The sequence below is a fragment of the Marinoscillum sp. genome, from assembly GCF_965229915.1.
GTDB lineage: Bacteria > Bacteroidota > Bacteroidia > Cytophagales > Cyclobacteriaceae > Marinoscillum.
In genome coordinates this window covers 2,896,757-2,912,538 of the sequence record NZ_CBDDJZ010000001.1, presented here as the reverse complement: position 1 = coordinate 2,912,538, position 15,782 = coordinate 2,896,757, and the positions used below count along the sequence as shown (strand labels likewise).

Sequence of the window (15,782 nt, the reverse complement as noted above, 5' to 3'; positions counted from 1 at the left end):
CTGATGAAATCTAATTACATACTATCGATTGTAGCCGCACTTTCTCTTTTCGCTTGTGAAACCATAGTGGATGTAAAAGTGAATGAAACTGAGACCTATCTGGTAGTGGACGCATGGCTCACAAGAGGACCCGGGGATCACACCATTAAGCTCACTACCACCCAGCCTTATTATGATAATCAGCTACCGCCAGTAGTCACAGACGCCTCTGTACGTGTGATGGATTCCAATGGCAATAGCTATGACTTCATAGATCAGGACAATGGCGAATACATCTACAACTCGCCAGACACCTTTGGAGTGGCTGGTGAGACCTATTACCTCCAAATAGACTATGATGGACACACCTATGGCGCATCCGCGACACTCCCAAGGCATGTGAGCATCGACAGCATCACTTATACTTATGAACCTAAGTCTGCGTTCGGGCCGGCTTACTATTACAGTCAATTCTACGGATTAGATCCAGATGGCGTTGGTGATGCCTATTGGTTAAAAGCCTGGAGAAATGGTAAGTTTCTCGGTGAACCTGAACAGATCTATTTATTCTTTGACGCTTCGTTTTCAGAAGGAAATGGAGATGGCATTCCGTTTATTTTTCCCATCAGGACTTTTGCAAACCCATTCCTATCAGATATTAATGGCAACTTTATTCCAAACTATGATGTGGCTGATACCATTGCTGCGAATAATGATGGCACCTTCACTATCAATGAATCCAAAGTGGAGATGAGTGGAGATCATTTATCGGTCATTTTAGATGGCGAGAAGAACGATGGAGGAGTCTCCAGGTATCCACTGGATGGAGAGCCATACTTCCAGATAGATAACAACACGATTGGTAAAAAAGCCGATTCACTCTATCTGGAACTACATGCAATTTCACCAGAGGCGTGGTTCTTTCTAACCAGACTGCAGCAAGAAGCCAACAGACCAGAAGGGTTCGGAGCATTGTTTGCCACACCTCCTGCAAACCTGCCGACCAATATCTTGGTGGATGATGAAGAAATCTCTGTGGCGGGTTTCTTCAATTTCTCCAATAGCAGTAGCTTAGGCCAACGCTTAAATGAACAGAGTGTCAGGTTTGATGAATAGATAAGCAATGAGATGAAGTCCGTCATTAATCTATACAAAAATGCATTTGGCGGACTATCACCTGCCGCATGGATGCTCGCTTTGGTCATCCTGATCAACCGTAGTGGCACCATGGTCATTCCCTTTCTGAGCGTGTACCTGACCAGCTCTCTTGGTTTTACACTGGTGGAAACTGGTTGGGTGATGAGCGCCTTCGGACTAGGAGCCATATGTGGTTCCTTCCTTGGTGGCTGGCTCACTGATAAGATCGGCAATTTTAAGATACAGACGTTTAGCCTGATAGGTGGTGGTTGCTTGTTCTTTGCGCTATCTCAAGTCAAAGAGTTCTATCCGCTGACAATTTTCATCTTTTGTGTGAGTGTGGTGACTGAAATGATGCGTCCGGCCAATCAGATATCTGTGGCCTCATATGCCAAACCGGAGAATGTAACCAGAGCCTTCAGCCTCAACCGCATGGCTATCAACCTGGGGTTTTCTTTCGGACCTGCTCTCGGTGGACTGTTAGCTGCCATATCATATGACTCTCTATTCATAGCGGATGGAGTTACATGCATCAGTGCCGGTCTGGTGTTTTTCTTTTACTTCCGTCATAAACAACCAAGAAATACTCCTAACAAATCGATTGAAGAACCGGCCGAGCGGAGCGTCTGGAAGGATTACCAGTTCTTACTCTTCATCCTACTAGTGATGGGTTTTGCGATGATGTTCTTCCAGTTATTTACCACATGGCCAATCTATCACAGAGAACAATTCCAGCTTTCCGAACAAGAAATAGGTATTCTACTGGGACTGAATGGATTCATCGTCTTTTTCTTTGAAATGATCCTGGTCTACAAAATCGGTGAACGCATACCAATTCACCGGTTGATTGTTTTTGGTACCGTCTTGAATGCTTTGGCATTTTTCTGTCTGTTCACCATTGATGCAAAGATTGGTCTTTACCTGGCATGTGTAATTATCTCCTTTGCAGAGATCTTTGCCATGCCGTTTATGGTTACTCATACAGTCCATAGCAGTGGTAAACGCAACAAAGGAGCTTACATGGGACTTTATTCTGTTGGCTTTGCGAGTGCATTCATGTTTGCGCCATTGGTAGGTACTAATCTTGTCGCCAAAATTGGCTTTCATGAATCCTGGCTATATGCAGGAGTGTTTGGCTTATTCGTTGCGATTGGGTTCTATTTTTCTTTAAGAAGAAAGAGGTCAAAGGAAAGTTAAGGGATCAGTCCGTGAGCGTTCCCAACAGGATGATCAATAGTTAAATAATATCTTGTTCCCTTTCTCTCACCTTTCCTTACCAAGGCTCCTAGATCGACTAATTTTTGCAAGTCTCTTGTTGCCGTAGAGGCAGATGTTCCACTTACGGACATATAGTTATCGGCACTCAATCCGCCTTTAAAACCATTCACTCCAGCCCTGAAAACACGATCAATTACTTTTTTCTGCCTTTCGTTTAATTCATGATCGTACATCCTGTAGTATTTACTCTTCTCAATCAGAAAGTCTATCATACGCTGAGTATATTCTTGTGCTTTTAAAACCAGCTCACAGAAGTACTCCAGCCAATCCGTGATTTCCAGATCTGAGCTGTTCTTCTGTAGCTTAGAATAGTATGCCTTTTTATCTTGTTCAATCAATGAGGAAATCGCAATTAATGTAGGCCTTCCAAGACTCTGAGATAACACTTTCTCTGAAATGGCTCTACCGATCCTGCCATTCCCATCTTCAAAAGGATGAATACTTTCAAAGTACAAATGTGCAATCCCAGCTTTGGTAAGTGGCTCTATTGATTTCGTTTGATTGTACCAATTCACAAAGGCTTGCATTTCCTTTGGAACCTGGCTGGATGGTGGTGCTTCAAAATGAACCTGAGGTAAATCCACTCGGCCCGAAACGATCTGCATGGGGTCTTCATGTGTTCGGTATTTACCAATAGCAAGCAAATCTCTGCGACCAATCGTAATCATACTATGCCATTTAAACAGCTGATCATGGGTCAATGGCTTGTCATAAGTACGATATAGATCTACCATCATTTCAGCGATTCCATGTTCAGCTGGAGGTATTTTTCGATGATCTGATCTAAGTCCAAAATGTCGTTTTATAGAAGATTGAAGAGAGGCTCTATCGAGAATTTCTCCCTCAATTTCTGAAGTTTTGTATGCTTCATTACTCATGAGGTCGACCTTCAAACTTTCGTGCTCATCTTCACTGATATGCTTTAGACTACCTGAAAGCTCGCCTGCTTTACGAAGAAATTCTCTTTCATAACTCTTAAGATGGTCACTTGAAAAACTAAAGTTTGGCCAATTACGACGCTTCCAATTCCACAACATGGGCTATATCGACAACTTTTATAGCTCAAATATAGCTAATTTTTGGGCTATAAATGAAGTTGATATAGCTCATCGAGCAACCGTAGAGATTGTGATTTCTTGAAAATGCTCCATTGGATGAAACTGGCCCAATTATTGTTTTAATCCAATCATGAAGCCACTCTTTTACTCCCTTGTACTCTTGAGTTGTGCTGCCTGCAACTCCCAACTAGTACCGCTAGATTTTCAACCTGAGCTCGACAATACCCAATCATTTATAGAAGTGGGTGATGTCTCCTACACCATGGAGTTCGTCAAGGCTACCGACCAACTGGTTACCTTCTGGATGCACATCGACAATCAAAGCGAGGACACGGTATTCCTCAACGATCGTCGGCTCATGAGCTACACGAGTCCCACACATTTTGAACCCGACTCTGAGATTATTGCCGAGGGAGTTTTATCAGAAAAAGACATTGAATACTTCTATCAGGAGAAAGTGAGAAATGCACGGACACTTGCGGTAGCTTCGGTCATCTTTGGGGCCGTATTGGTGGTGGCCGATGCTTCTGCAGATATCCGAGACCACAACAAAGAAACCTGGACCAGGAAAGATGAGCGCAAGTATCAAACCAGAAATGCAGTAACCGATCTTGGTTTATTTGCCAGTGATGTGGCTTTTGCATCAGCACAGGATAGCAAGCTATCGGCCAAAGAAGAGCTTCGGTATCTTCCTTCTGAAATGTTTCTGCTTCAGGCTATACCACCGGGCGAGTCGCACTCGGGAAAACTGCTTTTCCGCAATGAAGTCATTATGAAGTATTACCAAATCCATGTAGAAGCCAATGGGCTGTCACTCCGTTTTGATTTTAGGAGAGCCAATGGTCAGGAGAAAGCAGCTTTACGAAATCAGTAGTCGACGCAAAATTCTTACACACTCCTCTAGTTCTTCCTCATTACTCGACGCAAAGCCCAATCGGGTAGCGTTGAACTTCGCACCAGCTATCTGTTCTCCACTGGTAATGAATAGATCCCGTTTCAATGCTTGGTGATAAAGCTTTTTCAGATCTATTGGATTGTGGAAGTGGGTCCAAACAGACATTCCTCCGAGAGGTAGATTAAATCGAACGTAATCACTGAGATATTTGAGTAATAGTTGGCCAAAGTGGTCTCTGCGCTGTTGATAGATTTTTCTGTTTTTGCGGAGGTAACGCTGGATCACACCTGTATGTAATAGATCACCAATAGCCAACTCCAACAGTCCATCACCCTGCCGGTCTACCATTCTACGTATTCGTGCCAGGTAGTCTATTTGATTCTCATTCGCCACGAGATAGCCAACACGAAAGACCGGTGAAATCGCCTTAGTAAAGGATCCCGCATACAAGACATAATGACCATTTTCGGCTGAAGCCAATGGCATCACGGGATGTGCAGAATAATAGAAGTCATAGTCATAATCATCCTCGAATAAGTAAACCCCATAAGCTCTGGCCAGCTGAATCAACTTGATGCGTCTCGCTGCTGGCATGATCACCGTGGTTGGATACTGATGGTGTGGCGTGACGTACACCATTTTGATCTCATTCTGGCTCATCAGCTCCTCCAGGTGATCAACGTCCAGACCTTCTTCATCTACACGTACTTTAATCAATTCCATGCCGTGGTGGAGAAAGTTGGCATTGGCAGACTCCCAGTTCAATTCGCCTACGACCACCTTATCGCCAGGTTTTAGTAAACCATTGATGCATAAATACAGCGCCTGCGTAACGCCTCTGGTAATGAGGATTTGATCTGGGGACACCTGCATCCCTCGAGTTTCCTGCAAGTAGTCACAAAGTTGTTTTCTCAGATATAGCTGTCCTTTGGTATCACCGTAGGAGAATCGCGGGTAGGCATTGCCACCTGTGAGATATGATTTGTAGGCTCTGGCCAATTCACCAGAAGGTGCCAATCTCGGGTCTGGAAGGCCATCATCCAAATGGTATCGCTGAGTAGTAAGGTGTAAATCGCGCTGCAGCGTAATAGGAATGTTCAAATGCGGTGCCTGACCTTTCCCGCAACTTTGTGAGGCGAATTCAACCGGTGTAGTATCTATTTTTTCCGCCACAAAAGTTCCTCTTCCAGGGGTGGTTTCCAACCAACCCTCGATTACCAATTGGTCGATGGCCGATACTACCGTCTGCCGATGCAACCCCAACTGCTCCGCAAGCTTACGTGTTCCTGGCAAGGCATAGCCCGGCTTGATCACTTCCGTCTTGATCAGGTCCGTAATCTGCAATGTCAACTGGCGAAACAGTGGCTCCTCAGTATTTTGCCGATCGATCTTTAGTAATTCAATTAACATAAGTGGACTAGTCAGTATTTAAAAAGTGGACTAACTCAATAGTCCGATGAATCTCTACATTTGATTGATCAAAAACAATAAATATGAATCGAAAAACGCCTAAGACCATACCAAGCCGCATGGCCAATCAGCGTGCGCACTATGACGATGAGACCATCTACAGCATCCTGGATGAAGCCCTTTTTTGCACCGTTAGCTATGCGGAAGACAACCTACCCTTCAGCATTCCTCAATCCTTCGTGCGTCTGGATAATTACATCTACCTGCACGGATCAGTTGGCTCCCACCTGATGCGCACTCTCAGTGATGGACGGATGGCATGCGTGAGTGTGATGCTCGCGGATGAACTGGTAGTAGCCAAAACGGCCTTCCACCATTCAGTGAATTATCGGTCGGTAGTTGTCTTTGCCAAGGGTGAGTTGATTGAAGATGAGAACGAGAAATTCAAGGCTTTCAAAGCGCTGACTGAAAAAATGGTTCCCAACAGCTGGGATTACTTGAAACCAATGACACTAAAAGAAATGGCCAAAACCACTGCCATTCGTTTCTCATTAGATGAGGCCTCAGCCAAGTGCCGGCAAGGCCCACCAAGTCATGAAGAAAGCGAAAAAGATTTACCTATCTGGACCGGGCTGATTCCTATCAAGCCTCAGAGACAAGCGCCGGTTCCTGATGAGCCAGGGAAGGAAGTTGAATTGCCGAAGCATCTTAGATTCTAGGTTTTAGGTTGGAAGTTTTAAGTTCTATGTATGATCTACTAAAACTTAAAACCTAGAACTTAAAACTTCAACCCTCTTACCATTTCCTTTTTGCCCATGGCGCCTTTCAGCGTTTCTACTTCATAGCCCGCTGCTGCCAGGTTGCGCTTGAACTGGCCCTGGGCGCAGTAAGTGGTTAAGTATCCACGAGCATTGGTCATCTCGAAGCATTTTTGGAGGTTTTCCAGGTTCCAGACTTCAGCCTGTTTGCTTGGTGCAAAAGCATCAAAAAAGATCAGATCAAATTTTAAGGACGACCTAAATTCCTCCAACGTTGAGGTGTATTTGACTAAAGAAAAGTGGTCATTGATATTCTGTAAACTATCCCAGGGAACGTCATGAAGCTTTTGCAGAAGCTGATTGCCTTCCTCACTCTGTGCATAATTGAATTGCTCGTATAGTTCCCGAGGAACAGGAAAAGGTTCTACTGAATGAAATTCAATGGTCACCTCTTTTTTCACGGCCCACTCTGCTGCCAAATAAGCATTCAATCCGGTACCAAATCCTACTTCGAACACTTTCAGTGATTCCGAATTTCCTTGCTGTGCTCTCCAGTCAAGACCTTGCTCAATGAACACATACTTTGACTCACCCATCGCTCCATGAAACGAATGGTAGGTTTCGTTCAGGTCCTCACGCATCAGGCTATGAGAGCCATCTTGTGTTGTTATGAGTTTAAGCTTGGGTCGTTCTTGCATCACTTTTTATATATCAATGCGACCGCATGTGCAGCCACACCTTCTTCCTTACCTACGAAACCGAGTTTCTCGGTAGTTGTTGCCTTAACGGACACATCTTCAACTGGAATATCCATGGTCTGCGCAAGGGTTTTTTTCATCGCCTCAATGTGTGGGCTTAGTTTGGGCAGTTGCAAGCATACCGTCGCATCGATGTTGACAATGCCATAGCCGGCATCATTCAGCAAGTCAACCACTTTGCGAAGAAGTATTTTACTATCTATTCCTTTGTATTGTGGATCCTTGTCCGAAAAATGAAAGCCAATGTCACGCATGTTGGCAGCTCCCAAGAGTGCATCACATATCACGTGAATGAGCACGTCAGCATCCGAATGTCCAAAAGCACCATGCGTGTGTGGCACTTTAATTCCCCCAATCCAGAAATCTACACCCTCAGCAAGCGCATGCACATCATATCCGTATCCAATTCTAATATTTGGTTTCATTCTTCTGACAAGTAATAAAGTGTGGTACTGTTTTCTTCTCTTAATATCTTTTTCGCAGCAGCTACAATGTCATCTTTCGTTACGGACTTGATCAGGTCGAGCTCCATATTGATCAGGTCGATATCACCCAGGAATGAAGCATAAGCCAGACCCATCGCTCGATTGAGCAAGTCTACTTCAGCAAACACAGTAGTCGCTTCTGCCTGGTTTTTCACTTTTTCCACTTCCTTTTCCTCCAGTGTATCAAGAGCTGAAGCAAGTAGCTGGGTTAGTTCGGCATCTGCATCTGCTATTTGAACTCCTGGCAACAACTTGCCTGAAATCACAAAAAGTCCAGGGTCTAAACTTCCAGTCACATGTGCAGAAAGTCCCGAAAACATCGGGTTTTTCTTAACCAGCTGCTGATGCAGTATGGATGACTTACCTCTTCCCAGCAAATCACTCAACAAATCAGCGGAATGGTACTCTTTGCCTATTCGTCCGGGCATGTGGAAGACTTTGTACAGCGCATCCGCAGGTACTCTGGCTTTAACTTCCATTTTGCGGGCAGCTTTTTGCTGTGGCTCTTGCTCCACGGAAGCCACTGGCTGATCCTTGCCAGGTATTGGTCCAAACCATTTGGTGGTAAGTTCCAATGCTTTTTCTTCTGTAATATCTCCTGCCAGGACCAGGATGGCATTACCAGGATGGTAGTGGGTCTCAAAAAAACTCTTGACATCCTCCATGGTGGCCTCCTCAATATGACTGATCTCCTTACCGATAGTGGGCCAACGATAGGGATGCTTCTCAAATGCCACTGGTCGTAGTTTCAGCCATACATCTCCATAGGGTTGGTTGAGGTATCGCTGCTTAAATTCTTCTATCACAACTTTGCGTTGCACCTCCAGTACTTCCGGATCAAATGACAAACTCATCATTCGGTCAGACTCCAACCAAAAGGCGGTTTCCACATTGGCCGAAGGCACGGTGATGTAATAGTTAGTAATATCGGTATTGGTAAAGGCATTATTGTCCCCACCCACAGCTTGTAAGGGTTCGTCAAAATTGGGTACATTCTTGGAGCCACCAAACATCAGGTGCTCAAACAGATGTGCAAACCCTGTTTTGTGTGGCAGTTCATTTCTAGAGCCTACCTTATACAGGACATTTAGGCAAACCAGTGGAGTATCATGATCTTCATGCACTATGAGCTGAAGGCCATTGGGGAGTTTATGTTCTTTGTAGTCAACCATAAAGAGTCAAAATTACAGAATGTGTCGGCAATGAAAGGTGGAAGTTATTGGGTTCTTTGCAAAGGGGCATGAGCGGCTTGCATATCACTAAAGATTTTTGAGGTAAGCAAGGTAAAAACATTCTGCAGAAATAAGATTCCTTATACCTTTGGGCAAATTTTTTAACCCCACCCGTCAAAATGGGACCCAAAAACATCACACCCCTAAACAAAGACAGAACCGATGAATTTTGTTCGCAAAAAAAGAACCGATAAACAACTATTGGAGATCTACTCCGAGCTGGTAACTCCACGGCTCATTGAGGAAAAAATGCTAATTCTACTCAGACAGGGAAAGATTAGCAAATGGTTTTCAGGAATTGGGCAAGAAGCCATCTCCGTAGGTGCTGCCCTGGCACTCACCAACGACGAATACATCCTACCCATGCACAGAAACCTGGGGGTTTTCACATCAAGAGGAGTTGAGTTTACTCAGCTATTTGAGCAGTTTCAAGGGAAAATCAACGGCTTCACTAAAGGTCGGGATCGTTCCTTTCATTTCGGATCCAAGGCTCACAATATCGTGGGAATGATCTCACACCTTGGTCCTCAGCTTGGTATAGCAGATGGAATAGCACTCGCCAGGCTTCTAAAAAACGAACCAAAAGCGACCATCGTCTTTAGTGGTGATGGTGGGACCAGTGAAGGGGACTTTCACGAAGCAGTGAATGTGGCCTCTGTTTGGAACCTGCCAGTTATTTTCATCATCGAGAACAATGGTTACGGACTGTCTACACCCAGCCACGAGCAATTCAACTTTGAGTCCTTTACCGTAAAAGGTCCCGCTTATGGAATAGATGCTGTCAGCGTGGAAGGCAACAACATTCTGGAGGTTCTAAACGAACTAGAACCCCTCGTTGCAGACATCCGAAAAAACCCACGCCCGGTCATCTTCGAAGCTCGAACGTTCAGAATGCGCGGACATGAAGAGGCTTCAGGTACCAAATACGTCCCCAACGAACTCATGGAATACTGGTCCAAAAAGGATCCGATTGAAAATTACGAAAGGTGGTTACTCAAGGAGAAAGTAGCCACTAAAACGGAACTGGATAAGGTCAAAGAAAAAATTAAGAAAGAGATCAATGCCTCAGTAAAAAAAGCATTTGACCAACCGGATGTAGAAGCACATACAGAAATGGAAGTGTCAGACTTGTTTGCTCCATTCTCTCAAAAGGTCATCCACCCAAAAACCAGGAAAACAACTGCCAAACGTTTTGTAGATGCCATTTCTGACGGCTTAAAACAAAGTCTTGAGAAATACCCTGATCTGATCTTGATGGGTCAGGATGTGGCTGACTATGGTGGCGTATTCAAAATCTCTGAAGGCTTCGTGGACCTGTTTGGTAAAGATCGAATAAGAAATACTCCACTTTGCGAATCTGCTATTGTGGGCACTGGGCTGGGACTTTCCATCCGCGGAATGAAATCTGTAGTGGAAATGCAGTTTGCAGATTTTGTCACCTGTGGATTTAACCAGATCGTCAACAACCTGGCCAAGATACATTACCGATGGGGCCAAAATGCAGATGTGGTGGTACGAATGCCTACTGGCGCCGGTGTGGGTGCTGGTCCATTTCACAGTCAGTCCAATGAAGCATGGTTTTTCCATACTCCGGGGTTGAGAATTGTTTATCCATCTAACCCAGTAGATGCCAAAGGCCTCCTCAATGCAGCAATCGAGGATCCAAATCCATATTTGTATTTTGAGCATAAGGCGTTGTACCGCTCGTTGAGTGCGGAAGTACCAGATGACTACTACACCACTGAGGTAGGAAAAGCAGCTCTGGCAGCCAAGGGCGATGAACTATCCATTATCACTTATGGTATGGGAGTTCACTGGGCACTAGAAGCCGTCAAAGAAAAAGGCATTTCAGCAGATATTCTGGACCTACGCACTCTCCTACCATGGGACCAAGAAGCTGTAGCCGCTTCTGTACGAAAAACAGGTAAAGCAATCATTCTTCATGAAGACTGTCTGACAGGCGGAATCGGTGGTGAAATAGCGGCTTGGATTAGCGAACATTGCTTTGAGTATCTGGATGCACCGGTCATGCGTGAAGCAAGTTTGGATACGCCTGTGCCCTTCGCTAAAGCACTGGAAGAGAATTTCTTACCAAAGAACCGAATTAAAGATAAAATCGACCAACTGATACGCTATTAGTCGGGATATACCGTTAATTGATTGGGATTACGAAGTAAATTTGAAATCTTTGGTATGAATGTAAGTTTGTGTTGAAAAGATTTCTAATCATATCTTCCTTTTTCCTGATACTTATAGCGTATTCTGGGAATGAAGCCTACGGTCAGTTAATCACTGATTCTGATAAGCGGCTGAAGACTCAGAAAAGCGACAAGAAAGGATGGCTATATAACCTTTTTCATCAGGATAAGGGTAAGTCGAGCAGTAGAGGTGCTTTGCAACGACGCAAACGAGGCACCTCTCCACGATATTCATCAGGCTCGCCATTTGCAGCATTTAACAAACGGAAAAGTACTACACCAAGATCTGTAACATCGAAACGAAGAGACCTCTTCAAAAAGCAGCGGTACACCTCACCAAGGTATTCCTCATCTGGATTGGCAGGGCTATTGTCAGGGAAAAAGAAACCAATTCGCACCAGTGGATCCCGACCTCCTTTCACCAAAAAGGATAAACGCGTATCTCCGCGAACTTCCAGTGGCAAGCCTTTTCAACAATCACTTTTTGCCCAGTTTTTCAATCGGGATCGCGGGCCACGATATTCTTCTGGATCTCCCTTTACGAAAAAGCAATTGTCAGTGGCGCCAAGATATTCGGCTGGATCACCCTTTTCCAGAAAACAGAAGTCTGTAACTCCCCGCTATTCAGCAGGCACACCATTCGAGCAAAACTTTCTGAGCCAATTGTTTAATAGAAACTCAGGCCCAAGATCAGAATCAGGTTCACCATTCTCCAAAAAACAACTTTCCGTAAATCCAAGGTATTCGGCAGGGTCACCTTTTACGAGCAAGGATAAAAAAGTAGCTCCTCGATACTCTCAAAGGAGCTCTGAGGGAGACACCTTCCTGGAGCGACTGTTCAGCCCTAAGTCTCAAGTCAGGTATTCTGCTGGGTCACCATTTACCAGGAAACAGCTATCCGTTACTCCACGCTATTCAGCAGGATCTCCATTCACCAGGAAGGATAAGAACATCACGCCACGTTATTCTCAGGGAAGCCCATATGAACTCAACTTGTTTGAGAAAATCTTTCATTCAAAACCGGATGTGCGCTACTCAGCTGGATCACCTTTCACTCGAAAACAAAAATCCGTCACACCTAGATACTCCGTTGGTAGTCCAGAGTATCAGTCTGTTCTCGATCGCCTATTGAACAAGAAGACCCAACCGCGATACTCACAGGGGTCTCCTTATGCTAGTATGAAATGGAACTGGATTAAGCCAAGATATTCTACCAACAAACACCGCTTTGACGGGAATGACCGACAGAAAGAGGCAAACAGGCCTTATAACTTCTACAGCAGTAAATACAAAGGAACTGACAAAGGGCGATCCAAAGTTGGATTTACCATAAACAACCTCTGGACCTCTAATCAACAAAAACGGTATGAAGGCAACGAAGTACCCAGGTTTGATCCAAAGCAGAGCCCTTCGGCTAATTTCTCTGGCAACTTCAAACGTAAATGGATCAGTGAAAAAGACATGCATCCAAGCTTCCGCAGCAACAAGGTAAACAGTGACAGTGAGCTCATCAGAAAGAGTATGCGCAAGTGGAATATTTTCTGGACACGATTTAACTGGAACAAAGCGCAGCCAGATGCTGTTACTGATAAAATTTCTAAACCAAAGTTTGATAGAAAAGAAGCAGAAATCTGGAATAACTGATATGAATTGGAAGCAACTTACTGATTTGTCCCAGCTGGAAGAGATCACCGAAATTTCAAAGAAGCGACCCGTACTTATTTTTAAGCACAGCACACGATGCTCCATAAGCGCAGCGTCACTGAACAGACTCGAACGCAAGTGGAACCCTGACAAAGCGCATAACCTGGAAGCGTACTTTCTGGACCTTATTGCCAACAGAGCACTGTCGAATGCTGTAGCCGAACAATTCGGCATTGACCATCAAAGCCCGCAAGTGCTATTGATACAAAACGGCACATGCGTGTATGACAATTCTCACTTTGGCATTTCCTTTGATGAAGTGGTGGGTAACATTAAACCAGTAGCCGCCTGAGGGTAATCTTACCCTAAATTGTTAACTTGATACTTATGAAACTGAAGTCCCTTTTGTCCCTTACATTCCTGTTTTTGTTTCTGGTAAGCCAGGCGCAAAACGATGAGGACGATTACAACACAGAAATAATCTGGGGACTCACAAAAAATACCAACAGTGGGCTAATAGGTGGTGGTATTTTTAAACTGGCCAGAAGACAGAAAGACAATGTATTTACCACCTATGGTGTAGAAATTGTCAATGTAAAGCATCCTAAGGAATACCGATATCCATCTCCATCGGGGACTTATTTTACGTTTGGTAAGCAGAACTTTCTCTATTCGATCCGAGGTAATTATGGACGAGAAAAACTCTTTTTCAAAAAAGCTCCACAGCAAGGGGTACAAATCAGTGGAATTGTTGCTGCCGGACCAACCATCGGGATCATCGCACCCTATTACGTGCTGACGAGCTCGGGTTATGAGCAATATGACCCTCAGAAGCATACCAGCAGAGGTTCTATCCAGGGATCAGGCAAGCTGTTTCAAGGGTTGGGCGAATCCAATATTACTCTGGGTCTGAATGCAAAAGCCGGCCTTTCGTTCGAATTTGGTGCTTTTAAAAACAATGTGGCGGGCGTAGAGGTAGGCATATCTATGGAAGCATTCCCGAAAGAAATCGTCATCATTCCCACCCAGGATAACCGTGCCATATTTACAGCACTATACTTTAGTATGTACTGGGGAACAAGGAAGTAAATTCCTCTGTTTGGAACTTTAACATAGCGAAGCTTTCTTTGCACAACATTTTGAAGGACATGATCGAATTACCTACTATATCTCAAGACAAAGCACAAAAAGTAAAAAAACCTAACTGGCTCCGTGTGAAGCTGCCGGTGGGAAAGGAATATGCTCAAGTGCGAAAGGTTGTGGATGAAAACAAACTTCACACCATCTGTGAGAGTGGTAACTGCCCCAACATGGGTGAGTGCTGGGGAGCTGGTACAGCCACCTTCATGATCCTGGGAAATGTGTGTACCCGAAGCTGCACATTCTGCGCAGTAGCTACCGGAAGACCACCTGAGTACGATGAGCAAGAGCCACAGCGCGTGGCAGAAGCCATCAAAACCATGGGCGTAAAACATGCCGTACTTACTTCTGTAAACCGTGACGAACTTAAAGATAGAGGTGCGGAGATTTGGTACCAAACTGTGGTAAAAGTGAAAGAACTAAGCCCAGAAACGACCATTGAAACCCTCATTCCTGACGTGAAAGGTAACTGGGATGCACTTTACCGCATGATAGATGCTGGACAGGAAGTGGTCTCACACAACATGGAAACAGTGGAGCGACTGTATCGTAGGGTACGTCCACAGGCCAAATATGCCAGAAGCCTGGAACAAACCCGACTGACCAAAGAAGCAGGCAAAAGAACCAAATCCGGAATTATGCTCGGCCTGGGTGAAACCCAGGATGAAGTACACAAAGCAATGGATGATTTGGTGGCTAATGGTCTGGACATCCTGACACTAGGCCAGTACCTACAACCTACTAAGATGCACATAGAGGTGGCAGAGTTCATTCATCCAGATCAATTTGATGCATACCGCGAAGAAGGCCTAAAAAGAGGATTGAAATATGTAGAGTCAGGCCCTTTGGTTAGATCATCGTACCACGCAGAGCGTCATGTGGACGTGCCTATCCAAGCCATTAGATAAAGGCTGGATACTTATCCCATACTTCTCGTTGATTGGAGTATATCTCGGATTTGAAGTTAAATAGCTTCAGCATCAATCGAGCGGAACCTCTTATCAGTACCGAGTCAGAAATGACCAATACCCGATCGATTCGATTGCTGAGTAACTGCATGTATTTGAGCCATTCCCTGCGGGCCGACATCTCAAAACCAGTCATTTGTGAGCAATCCCAGACAAGAATATGCTTACTGTTGGACTTATCGAATACTTTTTTCCATACTTGTGTAGACTCCTCACTCGCCAGTTGTGTAAACTTCCCTTTGAACGTGAACACCAGGCATGGAAGATCAAATTGATCGTTGTAGCTCAGGTCGACGTTAGTTGATTTTAGTAACATGATATTATTTTAGGTCGATTGGTTTATTAGAATAAGCATATCATATGACACACTCACTAAATTGCTTTTCGATTAACTAAGTGTTTTACCTATTGTTTAGAGTAAGTGATATGCCTATGAGTGTTCCTTATGCCAGGTAGCGCCCAAACGGACTGATCATGAGTTCTTGATTGGATTTGTAGATTTCTACCTGCACATTCAAGAGCTTCAGCATGAGTCGGGCTGAGCCACGAATAAGCATATTATCTGAGATAATAATTACCTTTTTGATGTGACCAATAGTTTTGGTAAGCGCGGATAACCACTCCCTTCTGGCCGCCATTTCGAAACCGGTCATCTCCATACAATCCCAGATAAATAAATAGGATGTGGTAGCATTTTCTTCAATGAACTGAGACCAGGCAGCTGTAGCTTGTCTGCTCATATCCAGTGAAAGTTTCCCTTTAAAATAAAACTCCAGTGCAGGGGCACCGATGAACTCCTCGGATTTTATCTCCAGGCAAGGTGATGAATACATGATGAACTA

Annotated in this window: 16 protein-coding genes; 9 read left to right on the top strand and 7 right to left on the bottom strand. The window is 44.5% G+C overall.

Annotation, left to right across the window (positions count from 1 at the left end; translation table 11 throughout):
- Positions 1 to 3: 3 nt before the first annotated feature.
- Together ACO067_RS12500 and ACO067_RS12495 are read left to right on the top strand one after the other, a co-directional pair.
- On the top strand, positions 4 to 1,095 hold the full coding sequence (locus ACO067_RS12500; RefSeq protein WP_421874624.1) for a DUF4249 family protein: 1,092 nt from the start codon (positions 4 to 6) through the stop codon (positions 1,093 to 1,095).
- A 12-nt stretch (positions 1,096 to 1,107) separates the two neighbouring features.
- Positions 1,108 to 2,313 carry an MDR family MFS transporter gene (locus ACO067_RS12495; protein ID WP_421874622.1) on the top strand — a complete coding sequence of 402 codons (1,206 nt, stop codon included), beginning with the start codon at positions 1,108 to 1,110 and terminating at the stop codon, positions 2,311 to 2,313.
- Here the strand turns inward: ACO067_RS12495 and ACO067_RS12490 are convergent.
- Positions 2,310 to 3,431, bottom strand: coding sequence for a Fic family protein (locus ACO067_RS12490; RefSeq protein WP_421874618.1), 1,122 nt, complete (start codon positions 3,429 to 3,431; stop codon positions 2,310 to 2,312). The genes ACO067_RS12495 and ACO067_RS12490 overlap by 4 nt on opposite strands.
- Before the next feature lie 151 nt (positions 3,432 to 3,582).
- Between ACO067_RS12490 and ACO067_RS12485 the strand changes: the two genes are divergently transcribed.
- Positions 3,583 to 4,326 (top strand): hypothetical protein, encoded by a 744-nt coding sequence (locus ACO067_RS12485; protein WP_421874615.1) that lies wholly within the window; start codon positions 3,583 to 3,585, stop codon positions 4,324 to 4,326.
- Here the strand turns inward: ACO067_RS12485 and ACO067_RS12480 are convergent.
- On the bottom strand, positions 4,312 to 5,757 hold the full coding sequence (locus tag ACO067_RS12480; RefSeq protein ID WP_421874613.1) for a PLP-dependent aminotransferase family protein: 1,446 nt from the start codon (positions 5,755 to 5,757) through the stop codon (positions 4,312 to 4,314). The two genes, ACO067_RS12485 and ACO067_RS12480, sit on opposite strands and share 15 nt — an antisense overlap.
- Positions 5,758 to 5,840: 83 nt before the next feature.
- Between ACO067_RS12480 and ACO067_RS12475 the strand changes: the two genes are divergently transcribed.
- Entirely contained in the window at positions 5,841 to 6,476 is a 636-nt protein-coding gene (locus ACO067_RS12475; RefSeq protein WP_421874610.1) for a pyridoxamine 5'-phosphate oxidase family protein, read from the top strand.
- 59 nt (positions 6,477 to 6,535) lie between these two features.
- Here the strand turns inward: ACO067_RS12475 and mnmD are convergent, their stop codons facing one another.
- The 3 genes from mnmD to ACO067_RS12460 are packed head-to-tail and all read right to left on the bottom strand — an operon-like array spanning position 6,536 to position 8,930.
- On the bottom strand, positions 6,536 to 7,213 hold the full coding sequence (gene mnmD, locus ACO067_RS12470; protein WP_421874606.1) for a tRNA (5-methylaminomethyl-2-thiouridine)(34)-methyltransferase MnmD: 678 nt from the start codon (positions 7,211 to 7,213) through the stop codon (positions 6,536 to 6,538).
- Positions 7,213 to 7,698 (bottom strand): 2-C-methyl-D-erythritol 2,4-cyclodiphosphate synthase, encoded by a 486-nt coding sequence (gene ispF, locus ACO067_RS12465; protein WP_421874604.1) that lies wholly within the window; start codon positions 7,696 to 7,698, stop codon positions 7,213 to 7,215. Before ispF ends, mnmD begins: the two co-directional genes overlap by 1 nt.
- Positions 7,695 to 8,930, bottom strand: a complete 1,236-nt coding sequence (locus tag ACO067_RS12460; RefSeq protein WP_421874601.1) for a M16 family metallopeptidase — start codon at positions 8,928 to 8,930, stop codon at positions 7,695 to 7,697. Before ACO067_RS12460 ends, ispF begins: the two co-directional genes overlap by 4 nt.
- A gap of 222 nt (positions 8,931 to 9,152) precedes the next feature.
- Between ACO067_RS12460 and ACO067_RS12455 the strand changes: the two genes are divergently transcribed.
- The 5 genes from ACO067_RS12455 (at position 9,153) to lipA (ending at position 14,880) form a co-directional block, all read left to right on the top strand.
- Positions 9,153 to 11,129, top strand: a complete 1,977-nt coding sequence (locus tag ACO067_RS12455) for an alpha-ketoacid dehydrogenase subunit alpha/beta (RefSeq protein ID WP_421874598.1) — start codon at positions 9,153 to 9,155, stop codon at positions 11,127 to 11,129.
- Positions 11,130 to 11,200: 71 nt separating this feature from the next.
- Positions 11,201 to 12,832, top strand: a complete 1,632-nt coding sequence (locus ACO067_RS12450; protein ID WP_421874595.1) for a hypothetical protein — start codon at positions 11,201 to 11,203, stop codon at positions 12,830 to 12,832.
- A 1-nt stretch (position 12,833) separates the two neighbouring features.
- On the top strand, positions 12,834 to 13,184 hold the full coding sequence (gene ytxJ / locus ACO067_RS12445; RefSeq protein WP_421874592.1) for a bacillithiol system redox-active protein YtxJ: 351 nt from the start codon (positions 12,834 to 12,836) through the stop codon (positions 13,182 to 13,184).
- 35 nt (positions 13,185 to 13,219) lie between these two features.
- Positions 13,220 to 13,921, top strand: coding sequence for a hypothetical protein (locus tag ACO067_RS12440; protein ID WP_421874589.1), 702 nt, complete (start codon positions 13,220 to 13,222; stop codon positions 13,919 to 13,921).
- 59 nt (positions 13,922 to 13,980) lie between these two features.
- Positions 13,981 to 14,880 (top strand): lipoyl synthase, encoded by a 900-nt coding sequence (lipA, locus tag ACO067_RS12435; RefSeq protein ID WP_421874586.1) that lies wholly within the window; start codon positions 13,981 to 13,983, stop codon positions 14,878 to 14,880.
- On the opposite strand, the gene ACO067_RS12430 is transcribed toward lipA, so the two are convergent.
- Both ACO067_RS12430 and ACO067_RS12425 read right to left on the bottom strand, forming a co-directional pair.
- Positions 14,873 to 15,256, bottom strand: coding sequence for a hypothetical protein (locus ACO067_RS12430; protein WP_421874584.1), 384 nt, complete (start codon positions 15,254 to 15,256; stop codon positions 14,873 to 14,875). The two genes, lipA and ACO067_RS12430, sit on opposite strands and share 8 nt — an antisense overlap.
- A gap of 127 nt (positions 15,257 to 15,383) precedes the next feature.
- Positions 15,384 to 15,773, bottom strand: coding sequence for a hypothetical protein (locus ACO067_RS12425; RefSeq protein WP_421874581.1), 390 nt, complete (start codon positions 15,771 to 15,773; stop codon positions 15,384 to 15,386).
- Between the last annotated feature and the right edge of the window lie 9 nt (positions 15,774 to 15,782).

Bases quoted from the DNA above. Each gene is read 5' to 3' on its own strand.
- ACO067_RS12500 (WP_421874624.1), top strand. From the start codon at position 4: ATGAAATCTAATTACATACTATCGATTGTAGCCGCACTTTCTCTTTTC.
- ACO067_RS12495 (WP_421874622.1), top strand. From the start codon at position 1,108: ATGAAGTCCGTCATTAATCTATACAAAAATGCATTTGGCGGACTATCA.
- ACO067_RS12490 (WP_421874618.1), bottom strand. From the start codon at position 3,431: ATGTTGTGGAATTGGAAGCGTCGTAATTGGCCAAACTTTAGTTTTTCA.
- ACO067_RS12485 (WP_421874615.1), top strand. From the start codon at position 3,583: ATGAAGCCACTCTTTTACTCCCTTGTACTCTTGAGTTGTGCTGCCTGC.
- ACO067_RS12480 (WP_421874613.1), bottom strand. From the start codon at position 5,757: ATGTTAATTGAATTACTAAAGATCGATCGGCAAAATACTGAGGAGCCA.
- ACO067_RS12475 (WP_421874610.1), top strand. From the start codon at position 5,841: ATGAATCGAAAAACGCCTAAGACCATACCAAGCCGCATGGCCAATCAG.
- mnmD (WP_421874606.1), bottom strand. From the start codon at position 7,213: ATGCAAGAACGACCCAAGCTTAAACTCATAACAACACAAGATGGCTCT.
- ispF (WP_421874604.1), bottom strand. From the start codon at position 7,698: ATGAAACCAAATATTAGAATTGGATACGGATATGATGTGCATGCGCTT.
- ACO067_RS12460 (WP_421874601.1), bottom strand. From the start codon at position 8,930: ATGGTTGACTACAAAGAACATAAACTCCCCAATGGCCTTCAGCTCATA.
- ACO067_RS12455 (WP_421874598.1), top strand. From the start codon at position 9,153: ATGAATTTTGTTCGCAAAAAAAGAACCGATAAACAACTATTGGAGATC.
- ytxJ (WP_421874592.1), top strand. From the start codon at position 12,834: ATGAATTGGAAGCAACTTACTGATTTGTCCCAGCTGGAAGAGATCACC.
- ACO067_RS12440 (WP_421874589.1), top strand. From the start codon at position 13,220: ATGAAACTGAAGTCCCTTTTGTCCCTTACATTCCTGTTTTTGTTTCTG.
- lipA (WP_421874586.1), top strand. From the start codon at position 13,981: ATGATCGAATTACCTACTATATCTCAAGACAAAGCACAAAAAGTAAAA.
- ACO067_RS12430 (WP_421874584.1), bottom strand. From the start codon at position 15,256: ATGTTACTAAAATCAACTAACGTCGACCTGAGCTACAACGATCAATTT.
- ACO067_RS12425 (WP_421874581.1), bottom strand. From the start codon at position 15,773: ATGTATTCATCACCTTGCCTGGAGATAAAATCCGAGGAGTTCATCGGT.